Source organism: Aureimonas sp. D3 (genome assembly GCF_001463805.1).
Taxonomy (GTDB): domain Bacteria; phylum Pseudomonadota; class Alphaproteobacteria; order Rhizobiales; family Rhizobiaceae; genus Aureimonas; species Aureimonas ureilytica_A.
The window spans coordinates 82,966-108,951 of sequence record NZ_BBWM01000057.1 but is presented as its reverse complement, the minus strand read 5'-3'; the positions used below and the strand labels follow the sequence as shown (position 1 = coordinate 108,951).

The following is a 25,986-nucleotide window of genomic DNA, read 5'->3' as shown; positions in this document are numbered from 1 at the left end:
AGAAAACTCAGCGATCATTTGGCCACGTTCGTTACGCTTCGCTTCGGGGAAGAGCTTCAAATGACCCGCGCGAATAGTTTCAGCATGATAGTTGAGGAACCCAAGTCGCACGAGTTCCGAATGTATCGGAACGACACGCATGGAACCTTCCGTTTTAGTCGATTTGTCATCATCACCGAGTTCAGTGATGTGCATGAACCAAACATCGCCCTGCGAACGAACGTCGCGAACCCCAAGTTGGGCAATCTCACCGGGGCGAGCGCCGCTGTAGAGCATGACAAGTGGAACCCAATAGCGATGGTCACGGATCGCAACGTTCCCCGGCTTCGCGATGTAGCGCCAATGGTCGTCGTTCTGGCATCCTGTAAAAAGTGGCGACGAAAAGAGCGCCTTGAGTTGCGAGTCCGAGAAGGGAAAAATTTTCTGGCTCTTATCCTTTGTTAAAAACATGCGCTGGGTCGGGTTGGCCTGTAGGACACCACGATTCGCCAGCCATTCGCAGAACGCGCCAAGGCTCGAAAGATAGCGATTGATCGTCCGGGGCGTGAGCGTCGGCTTACCGATCCGCTCATTCTCCTTCACGATCTGCGGGAGCTTCATTCCGGCGAATGCCTTCGTCTCAGTCGCCTTGACCGGATACAGCGCTAGAAGGTCCATCCATGCAGCGACGGCCGGCTTGTCGATCCGATGCGCGGGGAAGCCAGTGCCGTGAACCTCAAGGAATGTCCGAATGTCTCGGCGAGCCTGATTCAAAGTGTCAGGCGTGATGCGTTTGGGATTCTGCCGCGCGTACTTCTCGAAAAGCTCCATGATCGTTTCGCCCGGTTTCGCGGTCTCGCGAGCCGTACCAGTCGGAGGCGCGACAACGGGGTCTTTCGGAGTGCCGGAGTAGTCGCCCACATCGCGTTCTAGTGAGCGCTCAAGGTACTGGATTTCAGCCCGCATCAGTCGGCGAGCAAGGTCCGAATAATCGGAGGAACCGGGCTTGGTTAGGAGCCGATTCTGCCGAATGAATTCATCTACCTCGTCGGCGATCAGGGCGAACTCGCCTTCGGTCAGATGACGCCGGAGCGTGTCGAGTTTGACGCGGCGGGCGTGGGCGTCAAATTTACGGCTGTTATGCGTGACGAGAAAATCCGCGCTTGCGTTGAGAACGGCGAGACGGTCGCCCATATCGATCCCATCGCGCTTGATCGTCGCAACGGCGTCTTCCCTCGCCTTCTCGATCTCGTCGGGCGTCGGCATGTGTTGCCGTGCGATCTCGTCGCGTTCCAGCGCGCCGGAATAGTGATCCCAGCCGGCGCGGTCGCGATCTTCTACGGAGACGTTTCGCCGGGACCGGAGGTCGTCAAACTCCCGGTTCCACGCTTCGATGACAGGCCACATGCGCCGCTTCGCCTCGTCCCGATCCTTCGTTCGGAGCGACTTCTTGCGGAACTCAGCGCCGACTATCTCGCGAAGGTCGAGCGGAACCCGAAGGCGAGCGTAGTAGCTCGCGCCGATCCGAATGAGGTACGAAACTTGCGACATCGGAACCCTGTGGCTAGGTCGTGTGTACCAGCCGTGTGTACCAGTCGCTTGAGAAAAAGGTCAATAACTGCCATAACTTATGACGATTCAGGCGCTTAGAGAAAGTTGGATTATGTTCCAGGCGCCCCAGCCACGAGTGTTCATCATTCTCCTATCATATGCCATTGCCTGACAGCGTTGCGGCCGTCTGGATCAAGGCCAGGTGGGTCAGCCCCTGCGGCATGTTCCCCAGGAAGGTGCCGTCTGACGGATCGATCATCTCGCTGAAAATGCCTGAGCCCCGATCGAGCCCTGCGAGAATGGCTCGGAAGCGGGTCTCCGCTTCGTCGCGATGACCCAAGAGAGCCAGAGCCTCGCAATGCCAGAAGGAGCAGGCGAGGAAGCAGCCTTCGTCCGACTCGACGCCGCTGTAGCGATAGTGAAACGCGCCTGCACTCAGATGCCGGTCGATCGCCCGGATGGTCTTCTCCAGACGATCACGACCATCGAAACCGAAGCGCACTGCGAGCGCCAGCGAGGCGTCGAAGGCGTCGCTACCGGGATAGAAGAGATAGGATTGACGCTCCTCGCACCAGCAATGCGCGTCGATCCAGGCGGCGATCCGATCACGCGTTCGCTCCCAGCGTGGCTGGCACGTCGCAGGGAGATGACCGCCGGCCGCAAGTTCCGCCGCCCGCGCCATTCCCTGCCACGCGCTGATCTTGGACATGGTGTAATGTTCGAGTTCGTTCAATTCCCAGATACCGGCGTCCTTGCGTCGCCACGCGTCGGCGCATGTATCGGCGATGCCCGCCAGAACCTCGGCGCTATGCGGGTCGATGATATGGCCAGCCGCCACAAATCGGGCCGCCGTCTCGAACAGATCGCCGTAAACGCCGAGTTGAAGCTGTTTGGCCGCCTGATTGCCGCGAACAACCGGACGGCTGTCCCTGTATCCCGGCAGATCGATCTCCTGCACCGGCTCCACGAGCGCACCGTTCAACTGGTAGCAGACATGCGTTCCATGCTCTTCGAGACGATGGATCAGCCATGTGAAGGCGGCCTTCGCTTCGGACATGGCACCGATCCGCAGGAAGGCCTTGATCGTGTAGGAGGCATCCCTGACCCAGGCATAGCGGTAATCGTAGTTCTTGTGATTGCCGATTCCTTCCGGCAGCGAGGTCGTGGCCGCCGCCGCGATGGCGCCAGTCGGAGAGTACAGGAGGAATTTCAGCGCCAAGGCGCTGCGCATTACCTCCGGCGCGAACAAGCCATCATAGCCGATCTCGGCGGACCACTCGCGCCATTCCTTGTCGGACACGTCGATCCGCCGGTCGATCTCCTCCATCTTGGCGACAACCAGAGGCTCGTTCTGGCCCGCGATGATCGCAACGATCTCGCGCTGGCCGGCCTCGACGCAGAACCGCGCTTCGATTCCTTCATCCTCTTCGGACAGGATTTCGACGCCTGTCGTATGGCGAAACAGACCAAGCACCTCGCCCGCGTGGAAGGTCATCGCGTTGTCGTTTCGGGAGAGATAGGGGCAGATGGAATCAGCCCGGGTGCTGAAGCGCAGACGAACGGTGAACTCCACACGCCCTTCCAGCCCCTCGATCCGCCGCGCAAGCTCGCACCAGGGCAGCCGCCCACCCGGGCCCGTATTCAACGACTCGGTCAGGACCGCGCGTCCGCTGGCCGTGGTGAAGACGGTCTCGTGGACATTGCTTCCGTCGCGATAGCCGCGCTTCGTGGTGAAGGGCTCGGTGGGCGCGATCAGGAAGCAGCCGCCATTCTGCTCCGCCAGAAGGCGGTCGAACATCGGAGGCGAATCCAGATTGGGGACGCACCACCAATCGATTGAGCCATCGGCGCCGGACAAAGCCACGGAACGCCCATCGCCAAGGGCCGCATAGCCACAGAGCGGGAGATACCCAAGTTCGGTCCGGTCAGGGAACGGCCCCGTCCGGGGATAAGATTTCAGCATGGAGACGGTTACTCAGGACGGACAGACAGGGCGCAGCCGCCATGCCAGTGTGATGAAGGTCCTGAACGAATGTATGTGGAGGCGACCGGGTTTCACGAGCGGTCATCGGCCGCAGGCAAACTTCGCTCCATCTGAGCGGAAGAGCACAAAGATCGCTACGATGAAATCACGGAGATGGTCGGAGCGAGAGGATTCGAACCTCCGACCCCCTGAACCCCATTCAGGTGCGCTACCAGGCTGCGCTACGCTCCGACTGGACCCTCACTAGAAGATGATCCCGCCGGACGCAAGCCTTTTCGCAGATTCGTCCCGTCTAAATGCGAGGGCGCAGTTTCAAGAGCCATCCGTCTCGACGGATGCCCATGGGCACGGCGTAAGGGCATTTTAAACCATACTCGTTAGCTTGGACCCTATCGAAGCCTGGGGTTGTGCCGTGTTCCGCAAACTCGCCGTACTGATGGGAAGTCTCGTCGCGCTTTCAGCATGCGGTTACACGTTGCGTGCGCGCATCGTGCCGTCCAGCGGACCTGTCGTCGGCCAATGTCTGGACGGATCGGCTCGGGCCTCCCGCCCGGTGAACAGAATCTGCCGCAACCGACACGACCGCGTCCGGGCGTCCTACGAAGTCGAAACGCCCTCCCCCCAGACGCCGCTCGACGCTCACGCGTCGCTGCGGCCCGGTCACTTCGACAGGCTTCGGGTGGCGGAAGTGAGCCGGCGCGACGATCTGCTGATGCCGACCTCCCTGCGCAGGCTGGACCGATTGACAGATGCTCCGGGCGAGTTAACCAGCCGATCCATGAGCGAGCGTTTTGAGGCGCGCCAGCGCATGGCCCCGGTCATTGCGATGCCAAGGGTCATCGATATTTCGGCGGTGCAGTCGGCTCTTCGCGGATCGGTCGATTAGGGACAATTCGCAGGCGGCATTGGAAGATGCATTCATGGCAAGAAAGCCATGGTCGCCCGAACCGCCGCCGTCAGCGAACCTGATCGAGAAGACGCTTCAGTTCCAGAAGCTCCAGAATCACGCCATTCAGGCGCGTCGCCGCATCGCCGGACAGGGAGGCCGGGCTCGGCGACATATCGCCGTCGCGCTCACGGCGCAGGAGATTTGACAGGCCGCCACGCGGCTTTTCCGGCGTATAAACTGGCATTACTTCGTCACCGGCCTCTTCGATGTCTGGGTCGACCACGACAGCGGACGGCGGCCCTGCCCGCCCGGCCTGAAGCCGATCGAGGCCGCTGAGATCACCGCCGCCGATCGCCATCACAGCGCGAGGCCCGCTTTCCCTGAGAATGCGTTGAACACCGCGGATCGTGAAACCGCGGACATACAAGAGGTAGCGAATCCCCTTGAGAAGCTCGACATCGTCGGGCCTGTAATAGCGCCGTCCCCCACCCCGCTTCATCGGCCGAATCTGCGGGAAACGGGTTTCCCAGAACCGCAGCACGTGTTGAGGCAGGTCGAGATCCTCGGCCACCTCGCTGATGGTCCGAAAGGCGTCGGCGCTTTTGTCGATCATGCCGTTGGGGCCATCACTCGGCAGCCTTCAGCGCCGGTTGCGCGGCCAGGACACGCCGATCATGCGCGGCCAGGATGCGGTCCTTCATGACGTTGGAGGGTTTGAACACGGCCACGCGGCGCGGAGAGATCGGAACCTCTTCGCCAGTCTTGGGGTTTCGACCCACGCGCTCGTTCTTGGCTCGCACAAGAAAGGATCCGAAGGAAGAAATCTTGACCGCCTCGCCCTTGGCGATGGTCAAGCAGATTTCTTCGAGAACGGACTCCACGAGATAGGCCGACTCGGTGCGCGAGAGACCGATCTTACGGAACACCGCCTCGGCGAGATCGGCCCGCGTCAACGTCCTGTCGCCCATGCGTTTCCCCTGCTCAAATTCCTGGCGCGACGTTGCTCCCGGCCCCCACAGCCTCTCGGAAACATCCGCCATCACAATCGAAAATACCGAAAAACGTAGCGCAATCAAGCCGTCAGCTTACCAGCGGACGACCACCGCACCCCAGGTGAAGCCACCGCCCATCGCTTCGAGGAGCACGAGATCGCCCGGTTTGATGCGCCCGTCCCGGCGCGCCACGTCGAGCGCGAGCGGGATGGAGGCTGCCGAGGTGTTGCCATGACGATCTACGGTCATGACCACCTTTTCCGGCGCGATGCCGAGTTTCTTGGCGGAGGCGTCGATGATGCGGCGGTTGGCCTGATGCGGCACGAACCAGTCGATATCGTCGGCCGTGATGCCCAGAGCGGCAAAGGAATCCTCCACCACGTCCGTGATCATCCCGACCGCGTGCTTGAAGACCTCGCGGCCTTCCATGCGGAGCTGACCAACCGTGCCGGTTGTGGACGGGCCGCCATCGACGTAAAGCTTCTCGAAATGCGAACCGTCCGAGCGCAGCTTGGCGGTGAGAATGCCGCGCCCCGCCTCGCTCTCCTCTTCGCGCCGCTCCAGAACCACAGCAGCCGCGCCATCGCCGAAGAGGACGCAGGTCGTTCGGTCGGTCCAGTCGAGAATTCGGCTGAAGGTCTCGGCGCCAATCACCAGCGCTCGGCGCGCCAGACCGGAGCGCAGGTGCAGATCGGCGGTCGTCAGCGCATAGACGAAGCCGCTGCATACCGCCTGTAGGTCGAACGCATAGCCTGCGGTGATGCCGAGCCGGCGCTGGATCTGAACGGCCGAGGCCGGAAACGTATTGTCGGGCGTGGCCGTCGCCACAATGATGAGGTCGATATCGTCTGGCGCCAGACCGGCGGCGGCAAGAGCCTCTCGCGCGGCCCCCTCGCCCAGCGAAACCGTGGTTTCCCCCTCGCCCGCGATATGGCGCTGCTTGATTCCGGTGCGCTGCTGAATCCAGTCGTCGCTGGTTTCGACGAGGCTTTCCATCTCGGCATTGGTCATGACGCGCTGGGGCAGCGCCGAGCCGGTTCCGAGGATAACGGAGCGGAGAATGGTCATTGAAGCGCTTCCTTGGGTTCGGAGGCTTCAAGCTCTCCTGCGTCCGTTACAGGGGCGACCTGCGTATAGACCTGACCGAAATCGGCCTCGATCTTGGCCAGGAGCCCGTTGGCCGCCATGGCGTGCGCCACATCGATGGCGGCCGCCGTGCCTTCGGCGTCGGCACTGCCATGGCTCTTGATGACGACGCCGTTCAAGCCGAGGAACACGCCGCCATTGACCTTGTTGGGGTCCATCTTGTCGCGCAGCCGGTCGAAGGCGCTCTTGGCGAAAAGATAGCCGATCTTGGCCATCCAGGTCCGTGTCATGGCGGCGCGCAGATAGGACGCGATCTGCTTGGCGGTGCCCTCCGCCGTCTTCAGCGCGATATTGCCGGTAAAGCCCTCGGTGACGACCACGTCCACCGTGCCCTTGCCGAGATCGGTGCCTTCCACGAAGCCACGGTAATCGAGACCGGCGATCGGCGTTTCCTTGAGAAGACGCCCGGCTTCCTTGACCTCGTCCTGGCCCTTGACCTCCTCGACACCGATATTGAGGAGGCCAACGGTCGGGCGCTCGATATGGAACAGCGCGCGAGCCATGGCCGCGCCCATCACCGAGAAGTCGATCAGCTGTTGCGAATCGGCCCCGATCGTCGCGCCGACATCAAGTACGATGCTCTCGCCACGCAAGGTCGGCCAGATCGCGGCGATGGCGGGCCGTTCGATATTGGCCATGGTGCGCAGGCAGAATTTTGCCATCGCCATCAGCGCGCCGGTGTTGCCGGCCGAGACGGCGACATCCGCTTCCCCGGTCTTCACAGCCTCGATCGCCTTCCACATGGAGGACTTGTGCCGACCCTGACGCAGCGCCTGCGAGGGCTTGTCGTCCATGCGCACGGACACCGGGCAATGATGGAACACGGAGCGCGCCGCGAGCTTCGGCAGGCGCGCTAGCACCGGACGCACCACATCCTCCTGCCCGAAGAGAATGAAGCGCATCTCCGGGTGTCGCTCCAGGGCTATCTGCGCTCCGGCCAGAATCACCTCCGGACCGTGGTCGCCGCCCATGGCATCCAGGGCGAGAGTGATAGAGGCTTTGGAATCCAAAATGGGCTCGCTTTCCGCAATCCGGCTGAAGGCCGGCCTATCGAAGACTGGTGTTGGGGGGACCGGATCGGTCAGTCGCGCGTCTTTAGCTGACTGAGCGCCGCAAAGGGAGAGACCCGCCCGCCCTGAGGATCGGGATCGGTATCCATGTCCTGAAACTCCGCGCCGTCCGAGCGCGGGTAAGGATCGAGCGCGAGGCCGACAACCTCGGTGAGATAGGCTCCGAGATCAATCCGATCGCCCGTGAAGGTCTCAGGGATATCCGCGCCTTCCGGGTCGAGATGAAGCTCGCCGTCATCCTGCGGCGCGATGCGCGAGAGTTTCGAGCCATCCGGCACGAAGATGACCTCGATCCGCTCGTCCATCGCTTCCGGCACGGGGTCGGTCGTGACAACGCAGGCCTGGGTCACCTTTGCCCGCAGCCGGCCCTCGACCTCCACGCCGTCGCGCTTCCAGCGGCGAACCGTGAGATCGGCCGTCAGCGCGTCGACGGACAGAATGCCGAGCAGCGCCGTCAACTCGCGGCGCTCCTCCTCGCTCGCCTCGAAGCGAACCGGCATCCCGTTCTGCGGCAGCTTGGCAACGCCCACCTCCAGCTTGAGGGGGGCCGGCTCCAGGTTCGGTTCAGAGCGATTCATCAGGCCTTCGTTCCACTGTCTGTTTCAAGGCGCCCGGTCAGCAGCCGGTCGGCCGACAGGCTGTCGTACCAGCGCGCGTCATCCATCATATGGGATGCGAGATGCTCGGCCGCATCGGCCCGCGCGCCCGGCGCATCCGTGAAGGCGCCAGCGCGCAGAACATCGGCCAGCGCCGCTCTATCGCCTACCGAAAGCGGCCCTTCCATGGCGGCGACGCGTGCATAGAAGCGCGCGGCCAGCGCCCGCATGCGCTTGGGTACCGCCAGATAGCCGATCCCCAGCTCGCGAAGCGAATGGTCGAGATCGGTCATGAACCGATCGACCAGATCCTGCGAGAACTCCGCCAGCGACGGGTCGCGCCCGCATCGCCGCAACACGAGAAAGACCTCGATGCAAAGCGATTCGTAGCGCCCCATCACCGTGTCCGGCAGGCCGCCCTCTTCGAAGCGGACGGGTTGGCGCGCGCGCGCGACGACCTGATCCCAGATCGCCTCCACGATATACCGGTTCCGACGCCTGCGACGGAAGGCTTCGAGCATTCCGCATCCTATTGCTTGATCCCCAATCCGGTTCGCACGGGCGCGGTGCGATTGCAACGCTTCCCAAGGTGCTTTACCAAGTCGCCATCTATTTAGAGGGCATTTGCCTCAATTTCCGACCATGTCCGACGTTAAGCGGCGGCCATGTGCCGTCTATGTTCGGGGAGTAGCGCCAGCGTGAGCGATCTGAAACGAGTTTTGCGTCCCCTGACCCTGGCGGCAGGCCTCGGCGCCAGCTTGGCTCTTGGCGCGTGCCAGACCTCGCAGGTCTATAATCAGGGCTATATCGTGGACGAGCAGACGCTGGCGCAGGTGCCGGTCGGCTCCAGCCGCGAGCAGGTTCTCCTGGCGCTCGGCACGCCTTCCACGACCGCGACCTTCGACAACGAAGTCTTCTACTATATCTCGCAGAAGCGCGTTCGCCCCGTCGCCTTCATGAATCCGCGCCTCGTGGATCAGCGCGTGCTCGCGATCTATTTCAACAAGAACAACACGGTCGATCGCATCGCCAATTACGGGCTCGAGAACGGTCGCATCTTCGACTTCATCTCGCGCACGACGCCGACTTCGGGCCGCGACACGAGCTTCCTCGGCTCGATCCTGTCCGACAAGGGACCGTCCGGCGGCGACATTCTCGAAAAGATGGGCCGCTCCAGCGTTTCGCCGGGCCGCTGAGTTTCGGATGATGGGCAGGCCGCTTTTGCGGCTTGGCTCCCGCCAACGAAAAGGCCGCCGGCATATCGCCGAGCGGCCTTTGGTTTATTGAAGATAGAAGGCCGGCGAAGAACCGGCCGTCGGCTTCAAGAGCGGGCGCTTGGTCCGCGAGCATCGCCTCGCGCGTTGCGCGCGACGCGGTCCAGCACGGCGTTGACGAGGCGCGGTTCTTCGTCGCCGTAGAAAGCCTTGGCAATATCGACATATTCGCTGACGATCACCGCCGTCGGCACATCCTTGCGGCTCGTCACCTCGTAGGCTCCGGCGCGCAGGATGGCGCGAAGCGTCGTGTCGAGGCGCGACAGCGGCCAGTCGGAGGTCAGCGCCGAATGGATCAATGGGTCGATCGTGGTCTGCGCGCGCACGACGCCGGAGACAATGTCGCGGAACCAGGCCGCGTCGGCCTCGCGATACATGTCCCCGTCCAGCTCCCGGCCCAGGCGGAAGGATTCGTATTCCGCCACCGTTTCGAGAAGGCTCGTTCCGCCCACATCCATCTGATAGAGCGCCTGAACGGCTGCGAGGCGTGCGGCACCGCGCTTGTTGGCGGGGCGCACGGTTTTCGGATCGACGTCGGACATGGCTCAGCCCCCAAATCGCTGGCGCAGAGCGATCATGGTGAGCGCCGCTTCGGCTGCCGCCGCACCCTTGTTCTTGCGATCGGGCCGCGCGCGCTCCAGCGCCTGCGCCTCGTTCTCGACCGTCAGAATGCCGTTGCCGATGGCCACACCGTCCTGCACCGTCAGGTCCATGATGGCGCGGCTGGACTCGTTGGACACGACCTCGAAATGATAGGTCTCGCCGCGAAGCACAGAGCCGAGCGCGACGAAACCGTCATACTCGCGGCCGCCTTCTTCGGCGCCCGCGAGAGCGAAGGCGATGGCCGCCGGGATCTCCAGAGCACCGGGAACGGTCACGACCTCATAGGTCGCGCCGGCGGCGTCGAGATGCGCCTTGGCGCCTTCGAGCAGGAAGTCTGCGAGGTGATCGTAGAAACGAGCTTCCACGATCAGAATATGCGGCGCCGACATGCGGGGAACCTTCCAATAAGCGAAGCGGCGACGCTCGGCTGAGGGAGGACCGGGCTCGGCACGCGACTGTTCAACAAAGGCAAGGGCCGGCCGGCATCAGCCGATCGGCCCGAAACTCAACCGATACGGCAACACGCGACGTCAGGCGGCGCGGCCAGTACCGAACAGACGTTCCGCATAGCGCGCAATCTGATCGACCTCAAGGTTCACCGAATCGCCAACCTTCTTTTCGCTCCAGGTGGTTACTTCTAATGAGTGCCGGATCAGGAGAACATCGAAACGGCGATCGTCCACGCCATTCACCGTGAGCGACGTACCATCGAGGCAGACGGAGCCCTTGGGCGCGATATAGCGGGCGAGCGACTCCGGCGCTTCGAACGTGAAGCGAACGGCCTCGCCCTCGTCCTCGCGCGCCACGATCTGGGCTTGCCCGTCCACGTGGCCGGAGACGAGATGCCCCCCCAGCTCGTCACCGACCTTCAACGCCCGCTCCAGATTGAGCCGCGTGCCCTCGCCCCAGCTACCGGCCGTCGTCAGACGCAGCGCCTCCTCCCAGGCCTCCATCTCGAACCAGCGGCTGTTGGTGCCGCTTTCGGGCAGCTTCGTCACCGTCAGGCAAACGCCCGAGCAGCTGATCGATGCGCCGATCAGAATGGTGTTTGGATCGTAGATCGTCTCGACCCGGAAGCGCCGTCCCTCGTCCAGCGCCTCGGTGGAAACGATACGGCCTATATCCGACACGATACCCGTGAACATCAGCGGGGTGACCTTTCCCATTCGGCCCAGCGATCATCGCCGAACTCTTCGTCGCGTTGCCTGATAAAGCCAGGCAACGCGTTCAGCCCTGCCGGCATCGCAACACCGGGGCCGCCGATCCCATGCCGCGAGCGAACCAGGATCACACGATCCACCAGATCGGCTTCCAGGAAGCTTTGTGCAAGGATCGGACCGCCCTCCAGAAGCAGGGTCGCGATCCCAAGCGGCACGAGACCGGTCAGAAAGCTCCGCAAATCCCCCGCTCCGGCGCTGATGATCCGCGCCTTGCGAGCTTCGAAGGGCGCGAGGCGCGCCGCCTCCGCGACATCGGTTGCGATAAAGGTCGGTACGCTTTCCGCCGTGTTGATCAGCGGATGGTCGAGCGGCAAGCGCAAACGGCGGTCGAGCACGATCCGTTGCGGCGACCGGGTCTCCAGCCCAGGAAGACGGCAGGTCAGAAGCGGGCGATCCGCGACCGCCGTGCCAAAGCCCACCAGAATCGCGTCCGTCTCGGCGCGCAGGAGATGGGTCTGACGCCGGGCGATCGCACCCGAGATCGCCACCTGCCCCTCACCCATGCGCCCGACGCAACCTTCGCTGGAGACGGCCATCTTGAGCGTGACGAAGGGCCGGCCGCGCCGGACGCGCGACAGGAAGCCTTCGAAAGCGCGCTCGCCATTCGGTTGAAGAAGCTGATCCACGAGGACGCCGGCCCGGCGCAGGATCGCAGCGCCCTTGCCGTTCACGCGCGGATCGGGGTCGCCCGCGCCATACACGACCCGCCGCACGCCCGCTTCCACCAGCGCGTCGGCGCAAGGCGACGTCCGCCCGTGATGGGCGCAGGGCTCCAGCGTCACATAGGCCGTGGCGCCGCGCGCAGCCGATCCTGCCTCGGCCAGCGCCACGCGCTCGGCATGGGGCCGCCCGCCATGCGCCGTCACGCCGCGCCCCACCACGCGTCCAGCCCCCGAGACGATCAGCGCGCCCACAGAGGGATTGTCCGCCGTCAGGCCGACATGGCGACGCGACAGGCGAAGCGCGGCCGCCATCCAGCGTTCGTCATCTACCTGCATGTCAGGCCCGGTCATCGTCGGAGGCGGCGATCGGATCGCTTTTCAGCTCCTCGATCACCGATGCGAAATCCTTGGCCTCGCGGAAATCGCGATAGACCGAAGCAAAGCGGACATAGGCGACATCGTCTAACTGTCGAAGCGCGTCCATGACAAGACGTCCGATCAGCTCGGACGGCACGTCCGTTTCACCGCTGGATTCCAGCTGGCGAACGATGCCGGAAATCATGCGCTCGGCCCGCTCGGGATCGACGGGCCGCTTGCGCATGGCCGTATGAACCGAGCGCGCAAGCTTCTCGCGCTCGAAGGGCACGCGCCTCCCCGACTTCTTCACCACCATGAGATCGCGCAATTGCACGCGCTCGAAGGTCGTGAAGCGGCCATTGCAGTCCGGGCAGATTCGCCGGCGCCGGATCGCCCCGCCGTCTTCGGCGGGGCGGGAATCCTTCACCTGGCTGTCCTGCGAGCCGCAAAAGGGACAGCGCATGAAAGCCGATCAGCCGAGATTGGCGTAGATCGGGAAGCGCTCGGTCAAGGCCTCGACCTTACTCTTCACAGCCGCCTCGACGCTGGCATTGCCCTCATCGGAGTTGGCCGACTTCAGGCCGTCGAGCACCTCGACGATCAGACGGCCGACCTCTTCGAACTCCGCCGTGCCGAAGCCGCGGGTGGTCGCAGCCGGTGTGCCGACGCGGATACCCGAGGTGATGGTCGGCTTTTCCGGATCGTTGGGCACGCCGTTCTTGTTGCAGGTGATGCCGGCGCGGCCGAGCGCGACTTCCGACACCTTGCCCGTCAGCATCTTGGGGCGCAGATCGACGAGCATCAGATGCGTGTCGGTTCCGCCCGAGACGATATCGAGACCGCCATCGCGCAGCACGGCGGCCAGCGCCTTGGCATTGTCCACCACGGCCTTGATGTAGGTGCGGTAGCTCGGCTGTAGCGCCTCGCCGAAGGCAACGGCCTTGCCGGCGATCACATGCATGAGCGGGCCGCCCTGCAGGCCGGGGAAGATCGCCGAATTGATCTTCTTGGCGATGTCCTCGTCATTGGTCAGCACGAGTCCGCCGCGCGGGCCGCGCAGCGTCTTGTGCGTGGTCGAGGTGGCGACATGGGCGTGCGGGAACGGGCTCGGATGCTGACCGCCCGCCACGAGGCCGGCGAAATGCGCCATATCCACCCAGAAGAAGGCGCCGACCGCGTCCGCGATCTGGCGGAAGCGCGCGAAATCGATCTGGCGCGAATAGGCCGAGCCACCCGCGATGATGATGTCGGGCTTGTGCTCGTGGGCCAGACGCTCGACCTGATCGTAGTCGATGAGGCCGGTTTCGAGATCGAGCCCATACTGAACCGCGTTGAACCAGCGGCCCGAAAGATTCGGCTTGGCGCCATGCGTCAGATGGCCGCCAGCGTCGAGGCTCATGCCCAGGATCGTCGCACCCGGCTTGGACAGCGCCATGAGAACGGCCTGGTTGGCCTGCGAGCCGCTATTGGGCTGCACATTGGCGAAGCCGCAGCCGAACAGCTGCTTGGCGCGATCGATGGCCAGCTGCTCCGCCACGTCCACGAACTCGCAGCCGCCGTAATAGCGACGGCCAGGATAGCCCTCGGCATACTTGTTCGTCAGCACCGAGCCCTGCGCTTCCAGCACGGCGCGCGAGACGATGTTTTCGGAGGCGATCAGTTCGATCTCATGCTGCTGGCGATGCAACTCGTTGCGCATCGCGGCGAAGAGATCGGGATCGACAGTCGCGATGCCGTCGCCGAAGAACGGGTCGTGACGGGGCGACGTGTCCAGTACGGGCGCTTGCGACATGGGAACCTCCTGATCGCCGCCGGAAACGATCCATATCCGGCCGGTTTCGCGCGCTTAACACGTTCTGCAGCCTTGGCCAACCGGATGATGTCCAACGAAAAAAGGCCGGACACTAGGTCCGACCTGTTTTGTCGTAAGCAGGAAAAATCCGGCGAAAAAATTCAGTACGGCAGGTCGGCGCTCGCCTGCTCGCCGACCGAATAGGCCGTGGTCTGGAGACGATTCATGGCCAGCTGCGCGTCGCCGTCGAGATGGTAGATGTCGTCGCGGAACTGCACCACGGTCGGCTCGGTCGCCCAGGCCGTGAGATAGGTGAAGTGCAGCGGCACCGGGTTGGGGAAGTTCACGTCCTGCCGGGTGCGGGCCGCGATCGTCTTTTCGATCGCCGCGCGGTCCCAGCCCGGCGTGTCTTTCGCCAGCCAGACGATGAGGTCGCGCACGTTCTGAACGCGCACGCAGCCCGACGATTCGAAGCGCATCAGCTGCGAGAAGACGCTCTGCTGCGGCGTGTCGTGCATGTAGACCGAATAGGGATTCGGGAAGTTGATCTTCACCGACGACATGGCGTTCATTCGGCCCGGATTCTGGCGGAACAGATATTTCACCGCCTCGTCCGAATGCCAGTTGATGGATTCGGGCGGAATGACGCCGCCATCCGGCCCGTAGATGATGATGTCGTTGCGCGTGAGGTAGGTCGGGTCCTTCTGCATCAGCGGAATGATGTCCTTGCGGACGATCGAAGCCGGTGCATGCCAGTAGGGATTGAGGTTGAGATTGGTGATCTTCGAGTCGAGGATCGGCGTCTGACGGTCGATCTTGCCGACGACCGCCGTGTGTCGCTGCACCACGCGGCCGTTCTCGACCGCTTCGATCGCGGCGGCCGGGATGTTGACCATCACGAACCGGCCGACATCGGGCTGAATCTTCTGGAGACGGTCGATGTTCTTGTAGAGCTGGTTCAGGCGCACGTCGGCCGGCACATTCAGCGCCTTCCACGTGTATTCGCCCACCGTGCCATCGGCCGGCAGGCCATGGCGCGCCTGGAAGCGCTTTACCGCCGCATCGACATAGGTGTCGAAGGCGGTCGAATTGCCGGCTTGGCGATCGAGATCGCCGGAGATGGCGAGGCGCTGGCGCAGCGCGGGAACCGCCGGGCTTTCCGCGCCCACCGCCAGCTTGCCGCCATCGGGAATGCTCGGCCAGCCGCCCGCGTTGACGATCTCCTGATAATGGCCGGCCGCCTGCTGCATCGAGCTCAGCGTTTCAGGCGAAAAGACCGGCTGATAGGAGGCGACATTGCGCACGCTCGCCGCGCGCGTGTCGAACTGGTCCGTCCAGCCTCCGCGATTGGGCGCGGCCAGAACACCGTCCAGCGCGCTCTGGGCGCGCGCAGCCCCAGCAAAAGCCGCCGCGCCGGCTGCGGTCGCCGCACCCGCCAGAAAACGGCGCCGCGACAAGCCATTCTGCATCCGGTCGGTCTCGCTCTTCGTCATGAAACCCTCTCGATATGGTTCTCGCTCGTTCATGCTTGCCTTTTCATAAAGGACGCATGGTAAACCAAAGTGAAACGAGCGGCACACGATCTCGCGAACAAGGGTCGCGAGTGACATGGCTTTGAAAGCGCATCGAAATAGGGCGAAAGCGTGAACCCGGCCGGTCATCGCGGACACACGAGCGAGAGGGCGATCGTCTGTTGCCGAAATACTCATGCGGCTCGCATACGAAGACGGGTCACCGCAAATGCAAAACGCCCCGCGACCGGAACGACGGTCGCAGGGCGGCATGGAAGAACGCGGACTGGAGGACGCGCCCTCCCGCTCGTCTCAGAGACGATACATGATGGAGTCGTTCCAGAAGCGGTCGAGGCGTTGCAGCGACTTGTTCATCTTCTGGAATTCGCCTTCGTCGAGTCCCCCGACCTTGTCGATCGAGCCGATGTGTCGGTCATACAGCTCGGCGACGATTTCGGCGACCTCGCGCCCGGCCTTGGTCAAGGACACGCGCACGGCGCGGCGATCGACGCGGGACTTCTGATGGTCGATGAAGCCGAGTTCCACGAGCTTCTTCAGATTGTACGAGACGTTGGAGCCGAGATAGAAACCGCGCGAGCGCAGCTCGCCCGCGGTCAGAACGGCATCGCCGATATTGAACAGAAGAAGCGCCTGCACGGCGTTGATGTCGGTGCGACCGTTGCGGTCGAATTCGTCCTTGATCACATCCAGCAGGCGGCGGTGAAGCCGCTCCACCAGCTGGAGCGTTTCGAGGTAAAGAGACTTCAGTTCGACCTTCTCGACCATCGACTGCATATCGCGGCGGGCGGGCGTCGTTGACATGGGAACGGCTCCGTTGTTGCTTGGCGAAGGCCTCTTTTGGACCTTTTCTTGAAACCCAATCTACGGGGCGCCCCTAAAATTCGACTTAAACGTCACTGTTAACGAATTCTATCCTTCCGCGTTTACTATTTTTGCTTAACGATTGGTCATAATCAAAGGATCAATTCGAACGAGCCTTGCGCCGCGCCTCGACGAAGGCGACGAGCCGCAGCATGGCGAGCAACGCCAGCCCACCGGCATTGAGCCCAACCGCCAGAAGCTCAGCCCCGAAGCGATGGGGAAAGCCGAAATGCATCAGTGCCTCGACCAGGGTCAACAGAACCCAAATGACGGTGCCCCAGGACGTGACCATCCACAGGCCGATGCCGGCGATGGGATAGAGAACGGCAAGCGTGGGCGCCGCGAAGCGCCACCAAACCGGCATCAAGTCGAACCGCCAGAGCGGGCCGTCGAAGATCCCGATCAGCCTCACCCAGTAGAACAGGCCCATGCCAAACAACGCGAGCCCCGCGATTCGGCATAGCCACGCCGTCAACGCCCGGTTGAGGCTCGCTTCCGGGTCGGGCTTGAACAGTTCGATCGTCATCGCTGACGCCCGCCGCGCCCTGTTGGAGCGTTCGGCGGATCGAAGGTGAATGCGGTCATGTCATCGTCCCGTGGCCAGAAACCGGCACGCTGGCCCGTCTCGTTCCAGACGTAGAGCATCGGATCGCGCGATGGCAGGGTGCGATGGTTTTTTCCCGCTGCACGGTTTCGTCAGGACGGGTGCGGGTCTATCTAGCGGGCGGAATGGGCGGCCGACCCGCGACCACCCGCTTCGACGGCGTTTTCACGATTCCATCAGCATGAGCGGCCCCGACATGAAGAACGAAAGCTCTCTCGCGCGCACGATCGATCAGGTAACGGGCGGCACGCGCCTGCGACGCCTGCGCCAGAACGACTGGGTGCGCCGACTCGTGCGCGAGAGCGATGTCAGCGTCAACGACCTCATCTGGCCTATCTTCGTGCGCGAAGGAGACGGCGCGCCGGAGCCCGTGGCCTCCATGCCCGGCGTGTTCCGCTATTCCGTCAAAGGCTGCGTCGAGGCGGCGCAGCGGGCGGCCGATCTGGGCATTCCCGTGATCGCGCTGTTTCCCTTCACCAACCCGGAGCTGCGCGACGAAACCGGCTCGCAGGCGCTGAACGCCGACAATCTCGTGTGCCGCGCCACACGCGCCATCAAGGACGCCGTCCCCGAGATCGGCATTCTCTGCGACGTCGCGCTCGATCCCTACACGAGCCACGGGCATGACGGGGTGGTGCGCGAAGGGCGGATTCTCAACGACGAGTCGGTCGAGCTTCTTTGCCGGCAGGCCGTGGTTCAGGCGCAAGCCGGCTGCGACATCATCGGCCCCTCCGACATGATGGACGGACGCGTGTCCTGCATTCGCGCGGCGCTCGATGGCGAGGGTCTGCGCGACACGATGATCATGTCCTATGCCGCCAAATATGCCTCCGCGTTCTACGGGCCATTCCGGGACGCGGTGGGCTCGACCGGCGCGCTGAAGGGCGACAAGCGGACCTATCAGATGGACATGGGCAATGCGGCGGAGGCGCTGCGGGAGGCCGCGCAGGACATTGCGGAGGGCGCGGACATGATCATGGTCAAGCCCGGCCTGCCCTATCTCGACATCCTTGCCAAACTGGTCGAGGAATTTCGGATGCCGACCTTCGCCTATCAGACCTCGGGCGAATATTCGGTCATTATGGCGGCGGCGCAGAACGGCTGGATCGACGGCGATAAGGCGATGTTCGAGACCTTGCGCGCCTTCAAGCGCGCGGGCGCCAGCGGCGTTCTCAGCTATTTCTCGCCGCGCGTGGCCGAAGCGCTTCAGCAGCGCTGAACGTCGTTGCGAATGGGGCGCGGGCTTCCCATCTTTTCGTACAAGAACAAAGGAACTCCGCGCCGATGAGCAATACCGCCCCTTTCCAGCCCGCCGCCTCCTGGCTCGACCAGCCGCGCGCCTATTCGGGCGTGCGCACGCGGCGCATGATGGCCTTTCTCGTCGATTACTCGATCGTGCTCCTGCTTTGCATCCCCGCCTTCTTCGTGGTGGGTCTGCTTGGCATCGTGACATTCGGGCTCGGCTGGATGCTCTATGCCATCCTGTTTCCGCTGGTGGCCTTGCCCTATGTGAGCTTCACGCTGGGTGGCAGCGCTCAGGCGACGCCGGGGATGCGTCTCTTCGACCTTCGTCTCGAGCGCTTGGACGGCGAACGGGTGGATGTCGGCATGGGAGCCGCGCACAGCATCCTGTTCTGGGTCGCCGGAACGCTGACCTCCGGCTTCATCGTTCTCCTGGCGCTCTTCACGCCTCGCAAGCAATTGCTTCAGGATCTTCTTCTGGGCACCGTGGTCGTGCGCCGAAGCTGATCGGGCGCCCGGCGCAGGCAAGCGTCCGGGCAGTCTTTTCAACGCAAGCTTCAGGTTCCAAACTGGGACATCCCGCCAGCGGCCTCCTTTCGCTGGCGGATGCACGACGAGGCGGTCGGAACTCATGACGGCGCATCCCCAGACTCCGCAATTCTTCCTGACCTCGCCTTCGACCTGCCCCTATCTGCCCGGCCAGCTCGAACGAAAGGTCTTCACGCATCTCGTCGGGCACCGCGCGCCGGAGCTTCTCGATCTTCTGACGCAGGGCGGCTTTCGTCGCTCGCAGAACATCGCCTATCGCCCCGCCTGCGAGCGCTGCCGGGCCTGCGTGTCGATCCGCATCCTCGTGGACGAGTTCAAGCCTGCCAAATCCATGCGCCGAACTTGGGCTGCCAATTCCGATCTCGTGGGGCGCATGGCCGAGGCCGAGCCGACCAGCGAGCAATATGCCCTGTTCCGTCGCTATCTCGATGCGCGCCATACGCAGGGCGGCATGTCGGAAATGTCCGTCATGGACTATGCGATGATGATCGAGGACAGCCAGGTCGATACGCGGATCATCCAGTATCGCCGCAAGGGGCCGGATTCCGCCTTTTCCCCGCGCTCGGACGGCGCGCTGAAAGCCGTCGCGCTGACCGATGTCATGGCCGACGGCTTATCGATGGTCTATTCCTTTTTCGACCCGGACGAGCCGCAGCGCGGGCTCGGCACGTATATGATCCTCGACCACATCGAGCGTGCGCGCGCTCTCGGCCTGCCCTATCTCTACCTCGGCTATTGGGTCGATGGCTCGCGCAAGATGGATTACAAGATCCGCTACCAGCCGCAGGAGCACCTGATGCCCAAGGGCTGGGAGCGCTATCAGCCCAAACCGACCGTGGTCCCGCCCATCGAAGGCGAGTGACACGGCCACATGTCATCAAAAAGCCGGCCCTTGGGGCCGGCTTTTTCGTCAGGTGAAACGTCCGCTCTTGGGGAAGCCCTTCGGCACCAGCCGCCCGGCCTGAGCCCTGTCGCCGCGCCATTCCAACAGGTCGGCTTCCGAGCGCTGATGCTGGCGGCCGGCCGTGTCGTTCCAGGTCAGGCCTTCGGCAAGGTTGAAGATCTTCAGATCGAGCAGCCCGCCATCGGCATAGCGTTGGAGGCGAACGCCCTTGCCGCGAAGCATCTCGGGCACCTGCGCCAAGGGGAACACGACCATCTTTCGGTTCTCGCCGACAACGGCCACGCTATCGCCGGTCACCCGCTCGGCGCAGGCGAGGCGCGCGGGATCGGCGACGTTCAGCACCTGCTTGCCCTTGCGCGTTCCCGAAATCAGTTCGGCTTCCGGCACGATGAAACCGTTGCCGTCGGTGGAGGCCACGAGGCGCTTCTGCGCGGGATCGGCAACGAAGCCGAGAGCGATGTCCTGATCATCTTCAAACTCGATCAGAAGCCGGATCGGATCGCCCTGCCCGCGCCCGCCCGGCAGCTTGTCGGCGTTGAGCGTGAAGGCCCGACCATTGGTCGACAGGAACACGAGCTTGTCGGTCGTCATCGCCGGGAACGCGATCTTCAGCGCATCGCCCTCGCGGAAGCCCAGCGTCGACAGATCGACCCCATGACCCTTCATGGCGCGCAGGAAGCCCTTCTGCGACAGGACGACCGTCACCGGTTCCTTCTCGATCAGGGCCACCGCGATATCGTCCAGCGAGCGTTCCGGCGCGCCGGCGAAGATGGTGCGGCGTTTGCCGAGCTTGGTCTTCTTGGAGAAGGTTTCGCGGACCTCGCGGACCTCGCCGGCCACGCGCTGCCATTGCAACTCGCCCGAGGCGAGCAGCGCCTGCTTGTCCGCCCTCTCTTCCGACAATTGGTCGAACTCGCGGCGAAGCTCGAACTCTTCCAGCTTGCGCAGCGAGCGCAGGCGCATGTTGAGAATCGATTCGGCCTGGAGGTCACTCAGCTCGAAGGTCCGCATCATGACCTGTTTGGGCTCGTCCTCCTCGCGGATGATGCGGATCACCTCATCGAGATTTAGAAACGCGATGAGATAGCCGGAGAGGATTTCCAGCCGCCGTTCGATCTGGTCGAGACGGAACTGCGAGCGGCGGACCAGGACTTCGCGCTGATGCGCCAGCCACTCGGAGAGAACCTCCTTGAGCGACATGACCTTCGGCACCTTGCCGCCCGACAGGACGTTCATGTTCAGCGGAATGCGCGACTCGAGGTCGGTGAGTCGGAACAGCGATTCCATCAGAAGCTCGGGATCGACCGTGCGCGCCTTGGGCTCCAGAACGACGCGCACATCCTCGGCGGACTCGTCCCGGATATCGCCGAGCAGCGGCAGCTTCTTGGCGACCAGGAGGTCGGCGATCTTCTCGATCAGCCGGGATTTCTGCACCTGGAACGGGATTTCGGTGACGACGATGACATAGCCGCCGCGCCCCTGTTCTTCCTTCTCCCACTTGGCGCGAACGCGGAACGAGCCGCGCCCGGTCGCATAGGCCTCGCGGATGATTTCCGCGCTGTCCACCACCACGCCGCCGGTCGGAAAGTCCGGCCCCTGCACGAAGCGCAGAAGCGTGTCGAGCGAGGTCTCGGGATCTTCGATCAGCTTGAGCGCGGCATCGCACAGCTCGGCCGCGTTGTGCGGCGGGATCGAGGTCGCCATGCCCACCGCAATGCCCGAGGCGCCATTGGCCAGAAGATTCGGGAAGGCGCCCGGAAGGACGACCGGCTCCTCGTCTTCCTCGTTATAGGTCGGCTTGAAATCGACGGCATTCTCGTCGATCCCGCGCAGGATCAGGGTCGCAACCTCGGTCATGCGCGCTTCGGTGTAGCGCATGGCCGCCGCGCTATCCCCATCGATATTGCCGAAATTGCCCTGCCCGTCGATCAGCGGATAGCGGATCGAGAAGTCCTGCGCGAGGCGCACCAGCGCGTCGTAGATCGAGGCGTCGCCATGGGGATGGAACTTGCCCATCACGTCGCCGACGATGCGGGCGCATTTCTTGTAACCCTGATCGGGGTCGAGCTTCAGCGCGCGCATCGCGTGGACGATGCGGCGATGCACCGGCTTCAGACCGTCGCGCACATCCGGCAGCGCGCGACCCATGATGGTCGATAGCGCATAGGCCAGATAGCGCTCTTCCAGCGCCGTCTTCAGGTCGATCGGTTCGATGTCGCCGCCGCCGGCGGGAGGATCTACAGGCTTGCCCATGTGGGCTCGATAACGCAATCGACGGGCGCGAACAAGGGAAGAACAAAACGAGGACACGCCGCTTGCGGCTATCGCAACCATAAGCGCAGAAACGCGGGTGGCGGGCTTACACTCCCGGCCGAATTCGCCATATTAGCGCGGAACTCGTCCTTGCATCGCCCGAATCCGCGCCAACCCGGCTCCGGCTTCGCCGTCCGTTCGAAAGGTTTCCCGCTCATGACCGCTTTGCGCACCCGCAGCCTTCTGGCGGGCCTGGCTTTTGTCCTCGCCGGTTCATCCTCCGCATTCGCCGTGGATGGGCAAGCCTTCGCCGATCGGTTGAAGGCCGTGCTGGGCGAGCAGAACACGACGCTGTCCTATAGCGGCGTCGCGACCGACGACGACAATGTCACGCTGAAGGGCGTGCAACTGACGGCGAAGGGCGAGGCCGCGCAGCCGGTCGCGCTGGGCGATCTGCATTTCGAGACGGTCACCGGATCGACGCCGGACGGCTGGCGCGTCGGCCGCCTTCAGGTTGCGGATGTCGATCAGACCGAGGAGGAGACGCGGGTCACGCTGTCGGGCGTGCAGGTCGAAGGGATTCAGATCAAGGGCACCAACGACAAATCCGCCTCGCTTTCGCCGCTCTATTTCGAGCGCGCGCAGATGAGCGGCGCCACCATGGAGCGCGCCGGCAAGACGCTCGCCTCGGTCGAGAACGGGCGCATCGAGAATCTTCAGGCCGGCAATGGCGGCTACCGCTCCAATTTCGGCGTCGGCCGCTTCCTGTTCGACGCGACGGCAACGGCCGAAGGCAACGAGACGCCGCCGCTGGTCGCGCTCGGCTATCCGCAGCTGACCGGCGATCTGACCGGCTCGGGCGCGTGGGACCCGCAGACCGGCGCGCTTTCTCTCGATCCGCTTCAGTTGGAAGTGGACAATGCGGGCGCCCTGTCCTTCTCCTATACGATCACCGGCTACACGCCGAGCTTCATCCAGTCGCTCGCCCAGCTGTCCAAGCAGATGCAGGCATCCCCTCAAGCCAGCGACGGCGCAGGCATGGCGGTGATCGGGCTGATCTCGCAGCTCTATCTGCGCTCGGCCGAGCTCTCCTTCACCGACCGCTCGCTGACCAACAAGCTGCTCGACTATTACGCCAAGGAAAACAACACGACGCGCCCGCAGCTGGTGGACCAGCTCGTCGGCGGCCTGCCGCTTGCGCTGGCCTATCTCCAGAATCCCACCTTCCAGGCGCAGGTGACGGACGCCGTTCGCAGCTTCCTTCAGAACCCCCGCTCGATCGCGATTTCCATCGCGCCGCCGAGCCCGGTCCCGGCGACGCAAATCCTGGGCGCGGCCATGGGCGCGCCGCAGACGCTGCCCCAGATTCTCAATCTGTCGGTGCGCTCGGGCAACTGATCGACCGTCCCGTACGCAACCTGCGACGCCGCGCCCTGGGAGCCCTAGGCGCGGCGTTTGCGTTGGGGGTGCATGAACAACGAAAGCCCCTTGATCCTGACCCTTCGCTTCGACGCGGCGCTTGGTGCCCGGTTCGAGCGCGAACGACGGCAATATTTCCCGCCGAAACGCAATCTCATCCCCGCGCATCTGACGCTGTTCCATGCGCTGCCGGGAAGCGAAGAGCCCGGCATTATCCGCCATCTCCGCGCGCTGGCGGACGAGACGCCGCCTCTGCCGCTTCGCGTGTCCGGCTTTCGCTTTCTGGGTCGTGGTGTCGCCTACGAGATCGAAAGCCCGGCGCTTCTGGCGCTGCGTGGCGATCTCGCCAAACATTGGAAGCCTTGGCTGACGCCCCAGGATGCGCAGGGTTTCCGGCCGCACGTCACCGTTCAGAACAAGGTCGAGCCCGAGGCCGCGCGCAGCCTGCTCCAGCATCTGCAAGCGGGGTTCGAACCCGCCTGGGGCATCGGCACGGGTCTTCTTCTCTGGCGCTATCTCGGCGGGCCTTGGGAACTGGCGGCCGAGTTTTCCTTCCCGTCCGACCGGACATGAAAAAGGGCGCCGCAGCGCCCTTTCACCGTCATTGAGATGAGTTCGATCAGGCTTTCGGCGCCTGCGGCATCGGGCGAATCTGGAGATCGCGCAACTGCTGCGGCGTTGCGGGCGACGGCGCGTTCATCAGCAAGTCGAAGGCCTGCTGGTTCATCGGGAAGAGCGTGATCTCACGCAGGTTCTTCGCGCCGCAAAGCAGCATCACCACGCGGTCGATACCGAAGGCGCAGCCGCCATGCGGCGGAGCGCCGTACTGGAAGGCGCGATACATGCCGCCGAACCGGTCTTCCACGTCCTGCTTGGACAGGCCGACCATCTCGAAAGCCTTCACCATCAACTCGGGCGACTGGTTGCGGATCGAGCCCGACGCGATCTCGAACCCGTTGCAGACCGCATCGTACTGATAGGCCTTGATGGTCAGCGGGTCCTGGTTTTCCAGCGCTTCCATACCGCCCTGCGGCATCGAGAACGGGTTGTGCGCGAAGTCGATCCGCTTCTCGTCTTCGTTATATTCGAAGAAGGGGAAATCCACGATCCAGCAGCACTCGAACCTGTCGCGATCGACGAGGTTCAACTCTTCGCCGGCGCGCGTGCGCGCCTCGCCCGCGAACTTGTAGAACTTCGACGGCTCGCCCGCCACGAAGAAGCAGGCATCGCCATCGCCGAGACCCAACTGCGTGCGGATCGCGTCGGTGCGCTCGGGGCCGATATTCTTGGCGAGCGGGCCAGCGCCTTCCAGCGTCTCGCCTTCCTTGCGCCAGAAGATATAGCCGAGGCCCGGCTGGCCCTGACCCTGCGCCCAGGAATTCATGCGATCGCAGAAGGCGCGGCTTCCGCCGGTCTTGGCCGGGATCGCCCAGACCTCGACCTTCGGGTTGGACGCGATCATGCCGGCGAAGACCTTGAAGCCCGAGCCCGCGAAATGCTCGGTCACGGCCTGCATCTCGATGGGGTTACGCAGGTCCGGCTTGTCGGAGCCATATTTGCGGATCGAAACGTCATAGGGAATGCGCGGCCATTCCTGGGTGACGGGCTTGCCGTCCGCGAACTCCTCGAAAATCTGCGTCATGACCGGGGTCATGGTGGTCCAGATGTCGTCCTGCGTGACGAAGCTCATCTCGACGTCGAGCTGGTAGAACTCGCCCGGCAGGCGGTCGGCGCGCGGGTCCTCGTCGCGGAAGCAGGGCGCGATCTGGAAGTACCGGTCGAAGCCCGCCACCATCAGAAGCTGCTTGTACTGCTGCGGGGCCTGCGGCAGCGCGTAGAAATTGCCGGGATGGATGCGGCTCGGCACGAGGAAGTCGCGCGCGCCCTCGGGCGAGGAGGCCGTCAGGATCGGCGTCGTGTATTCGGCAAAGCCCGCGCCTGTCATCTCGCGGCGCATGGCGGCGATGATCTGCGTGCGCTTGACGATGTTCTTATGCAGCGTGTCACGACGCAGATCGAGGAAGCGATACTTGAGGCGCACGTCTTCGGGGTATTCCAGATCGCCGAAGACCGGCAGCGGCAGTTCCTGTGCCTGCGCCAGCACTTCGATCTCGCGCGCGAAAATCTCGACCTCGCCCGTCGGCAGCTTGGCGTTCACCGTATCGGGCGTGCGGGCCTTCACCTCGCCGTCGATGCGGATGACCCATTCCGAGCGCACGGTCTCGGCCGTCTTGAAGGCGGGGGACTCGGGGTCCACCACGATCTGCGTCAGGCCGTAATGATCGCGCAGGTCGATGAAGAGCAGGCCGCCGTGATCGCGCACCCGGTGGACCCAGCCCGACAGGCGAACGGTCTGGCCGACCTCGGAGGGGCGGAGAGCGGCGCAGGTATGGCTACGATAGCGGTGCATGAGGATCCCTTACATCAGCCTCCGATCCCGCGAGGCGCCGGGGGACCGCGCCCGACGGCACAGCCCATTTTTGCGCGGAAAAGCGCATCAAGCACCC

Annotated in this window: 26 protein-coding genes and 1 tRNA gene; 7 read left to right on the top strand and 20 right to left on the bottom strand. The window is 63.8% G+C overall.

Features of this window, described 5'->3' with window-relative positions; all coding sequences use genetic code 11:
- The 3 genes from AUL36_RS17550 to AUL36_RS17540 all read right to left on the bottom strand — a co-directional run.
- The coding region (locus AUL36_RS17550) for a DUF6538 domain-containing protein (RefSeq protein ID WP_062222759.1) at nucleotides 1-1,530 on the bottom strand (1,530 nt) is incomplete at its 3' end.
- A 154-nt stretch (nucleotides 1,531-1,684) separates the two neighbouring features.
- Nucleotides 1,685-3,493, bottom strand: coding sequence for a glycoside hydrolase family 15 protein (locus AUL36_RS17545; RefSeq protein WP_062222757.1), 1,809 nt, complete (start codon nucleotides 3,491-3,493; stop codon nucleotides 1,685-1,687).
- 175 nt (nucleotides 3,494-3,668) lie between these two features.
- A tRNA-Pro gene (locus AUL36_RS17540) sits at nucleotides 3,669-3,745 on the bottom strand.
- 181 nt (nucleotides 3,746-3,926) lie between these two features.
- On the opposite strand from AUL36_RS17540, the gene AUL36_RS17535 reads away from it, so the two are divergent.
- Nucleotides 3,927-4,400 (top strand): hypothetical protein, encoded by a 474-nt coding sequence (locus AUL36_RS17535; RefSeq protein WP_156418442.1) that lies wholly within the window; start codon nucleotides 3,927-3,929, stop codon nucleotides 4,398-4,400.
- 70 nt (nucleotides 4,401-4,470) lie between these two features.
- Here the strand turns inward: AUL36_RS17535 and AUL36_RS17530 are convergent, their stop codons facing one another.
- The 6 genes from AUL36_RS17530 to AUL36_RS17505 all read right to left on the bottom strand — a co-directional run bounded on the left by AUL36_RS17530 (nucleotide 4,471) and on the right by AUL36_RS17505 (nucleotide 8,728).
- Entirely contained in the window at nucleotides 4,471-5,013 is a 543-nt protein-coding gene (locus AUL36_RS17530; protein ID WP_062222790.1) for a MerR family transcriptional regulator, read from the bottom strand.
- A gap of 16 nt (nucleotides 5,014-5,029) precedes the next feature.
- Nucleotides 5,030-5,371, bottom strand: a complete 342-nt coding sequence (locus AUL36_RS17525) for an integration host factor subunit alpha (protein ID WP_058599611.1) — start codon at nucleotides 5,369-5,371, stop codon at nucleotides 5,030-5,032.
- A 117-nt stretch (nucleotides 5,372-5,488) separates the two neighbouring features.
- On the bottom strand, nucleotides 5,489-6,457 hold the full coding sequence (locus tag AUL36_RS17520; RefSeq protein WP_062222788.1) for a beta-ketoacyl-ACP synthase III: 969 nt from the start codon (nucleotides 6,455-6,457) through the stop codon (nucleotides 5,489-5,491).
- A gap of 2 nt (nucleotides 6,458-6,459) precedes the next feature.
- Nucleotides 6,460-7,551 carry a phosphate acyltransferase PlsX gene (gene plsX / locus AUL36_RS17515; RefSeq protein WP_082640520.1) on the bottom strand — a complete coding sequence of 364 codons (1,092 nt, stop codon included), beginning with the start codon at nucleotides 7,549-7,551 and terminating at the stop codon, nucleotides 6,460-6,462.
- Between the two features lie 71 nt (nucleotides 7,552-7,622).
- On the bottom strand, nucleotides 7,623-8,189 hold the full coding sequence (locus AUL36_RS17510) for a YceD family protein (protein ID WP_058599612.1): 567 nt from the start codon (nucleotides 8,187-8,189) through the stop codon (nucleotides 7,623-7,625).
- The gene (locus tag AUL36_RS17505) at nucleotides 8,189-8,728 is read right to left on the bottom strand and encodes a ubiquinol-cytochrome C chaperone family protein (RefSeq protein ID WP_062222753.1); all 540 of its coding nucleotides are present in this window, start codon (nucleotides 8,726-8,728) and stop codon (nucleotides 8,189-8,191) included. The genes AUL36_RS17510 and AUL36_RS17505 overlap by 1 nt, the downstream gene beginning before the upstream one ends.
- Nucleotides 8,729-8,872: 144 nt before the next feature.
- On the opposite strand from AUL36_RS17505, the gene AUL36_RS17500 reads away from it, so the two are divergent.
- Nucleotides 8,873-9,403, top strand: a complete 531-nt coding sequence (locus AUL36_RS17500) for an outer membrane protein assembly factor BamE (protein WP_062222751.1) — start codon at nucleotides 8,873-8,875, stop codon at nucleotides 9,401-9,403.
- Nucleotides 9,404-9,528: 125 nt separating this feature from the next.
- Here AUL36_RS17500 and nusB read toward each other — a convergent pair whose 3' ends face one another.
- The 9 genes from nusB to AUL36_RS17455 form a co-directional block, all read right to left on the bottom strand.
- The gene (nusB, locus tag AUL36_RS17495; protein WP_058599615.1) at nucleotides 9,529-10,023 is read right to left on the bottom strand and encodes a transcription antitermination factor NusB; all 495 of its coding nucleotides are present in this window, start codon (nucleotides 10,021-10,023) and stop codon (nucleotides 9,529-9,531) included.
- Between the two features lie 3 nt (nucleotides 10,024-10,026).
- Complete coding sequence (locus AUL36_RS17490; protein ID WP_062222749.1) at nucleotides 10,027-10,473, bottom strand: 6,7-dimethyl-8-ribityllumazine synthase; 447 nt, start codon at nucleotides 10,471-10,473, stop codon at nucleotides 10,027-10,029.
- Between the two features lie 141 nt (nucleotides 10,474-10,614).
- On the bottom strand, nucleotides 10,615-11,229 hold the full coding sequence (locus AUL36_RS17485) for a riboflavin synthase (RefSeq protein WP_062222787.1): 615 nt from the start codon (nucleotides 11,227-11,229) through the stop codon (nucleotides 10,615-10,617).
- Nucleotides 11,229-12,302 (bottom strand): bifunctional diaminohydroxyphosphoribosylaminopyrimidine deaminase/5-amino-6-(5-phosphoribosylamino)uracil reductase RibD, encoded by a 1,074-nt coding sequence (gene ribD, locus AUL36_RS17480; protein WP_244497159.1) that lies wholly within the window; start codon nucleotides 12,300-12,302, stop codon nucleotides 11,229-11,231. Before ribD ends, AUL36_RS17485 begins: the two co-directional genes overlap by 1 nt.
- Before the next feature lies 1 nt (nucleotide 12,303).
- Nucleotides 12,304-12,786, bottom strand: coding sequence for a transcriptional regulator NrdR (gene nrdR / locus AUL36_RS17475; protein ID WP_062222739.1), 483 nt, complete (start codon nucleotides 12,784-12,786; stop codon nucleotides 12,304-12,306).
- 9 nt (nucleotides 12,787-12,795) lie between these two features.
- Complete coding sequence (gene glyA, locus AUL36_RS17470; RefSeq protein WP_058599619.1) at nucleotides 12,796-14,115, bottom strand: serine hydroxymethyltransferase; 1,320 nt, start codon at nucleotides 14,113-14,115, stop codon at nucleotides 12,796-12,798.
- A 161-nt stretch (nucleotides 14,116-14,276) separates the two neighbouring features.
- Nucleotides 14,277-15,608: a L,D-transpeptidase family protein gene (locus AUL36_RS17465; RefSeq protein WP_058633425.1), complete on the bottom strand. Its 1,332-nt coding sequence runs from the start codon at nucleotides 15,606-15,608 to the stop codon at nucleotides 14,277-14,279.
- 330 nt (nucleotides 15,609-15,938) lie between these two features.
- Nucleotides 15,939-16,448, bottom strand: coding sequence for a transcriptional regulator LdtR (ldtR, locus tag AUL36_RS17460; protein ID WP_058599621.1), 510 nt, complete (start codon nucleotides 16,446-16,448; stop codon nucleotides 15,939-15,941).
- Between the two features lie 160 nt (nucleotides 16,449-16,608).
- Nucleotides 16,609-17,034, bottom strand: coding sequence for a DUF6163 family protein (locus tag AUL36_RS17455; RefSeq protein WP_062222738.1), 426 nt, complete (start codon nucleotides 17,032-17,034; stop codon nucleotides 16,609-16,611).
- Between the two features lie 274 nt (nucleotides 17,035-17,308).
- Here AUL36_RS17455 and hemB point away from each other — a divergent pair, with 274 nt between their 5' ends.
- From hemB to AUL36_RS17440, 3 genes are all read left to right on the top strand, one after another.
- Nucleotides 17,309-18,331 carry a porphobilinogen synthase gene (gene hemB, locus AUL36_RS17450; RefSeq protein ID WP_062222784.1) on the top strand — a complete coding sequence of 341 codons (1,023 nt, stop codon included), beginning with the start codon at nucleotides 17,309-17,311 and terminating at the stop codon, nucleotides 18,329-18,331.
- Nucleotides 18,332-18,396: 65 nt separating this feature from the next.
- Entirely contained in the window at nucleotides 18,397-18,861 is a 465-nt protein-coding gene (locus AUL36_RS17445) for an RDD family protein (RefSeq protein ID WP_062222736.1), read from the top strand.
- A gap of 124 nt (nucleotides 18,862-18,985) precedes the next feature.
- A complete protein-coding gene (locus AUL36_RS17440; protein WP_062222734.1) occupies nucleotides 18,986-19,765 on the top strand; it encodes an arginyltransferase in 780 nt (259 codons plus the stop codon).
- 48 nt (nucleotides 19,766-19,813) lie between these two features.
- On the opposite strand, the gene parC is transcribed toward AUL36_RS17440, so the two are convergent.
- Entirely contained in the window at nucleotides 19,814-22,060 is a 2,247-nt protein-coding gene (parC, locus tag AUL36_RS17435) for a DNA topoisomerase IV subunit A (protein WP_062222732.1), read from the bottom strand.
- A 216-nt stretch (nucleotides 22,061-22,276) separates the two neighbouring features.
- Between parC and AUL36_RS17430 the strand changes: the two genes are divergently transcribed.
- Both AUL36_RS17430 and AUL36_RS17425 read left to right on the top strand, forming a co-directional pair.
- Nucleotides 22,277-23,458, top strand: coding sequence for a hypothetical protein (locus AUL36_RS17430; protein ID WP_156418440.1), 1,182 nt, complete (start codon nucleotides 22,277-22,279; stop codon nucleotides 23,456-23,458).
- Nucleotides 23,459-23,548: 90 nt separating this feature from the next.
- Complete coding sequence (locus tag AUL36_RS17425; RefSeq protein ID WP_306302840.1) at nucleotides 23,549-24,052, top strand: 2'-5' RNA ligase family protein; 504 nt, start codon at nucleotides 23,549-23,551, stop codon at nucleotides 24,050-24,052.
- A 46-nt stretch (nucleotides 24,053-24,098) separates the two neighbouring features.
- Here the strand turns inward: AUL36_RS17425 and aspS are convergent, their stop codons facing one another.
- Nucleotides 24,099-25,889 carry an aspartate--tRNA ligase gene (gene aspS / locus AUL36_RS17420; RefSeq protein ID WP_062222726.1) on the bottom strand — a complete coding sequence of 597 codons (1,791 nt, stop codon included), beginning with the start codon at nucleotides 25,887-25,889 and terminating at the stop codon, nucleotides 24,099-24,101.
- Nucleotides 25,890-25,986: the final 97 nt, after the last annotated feature.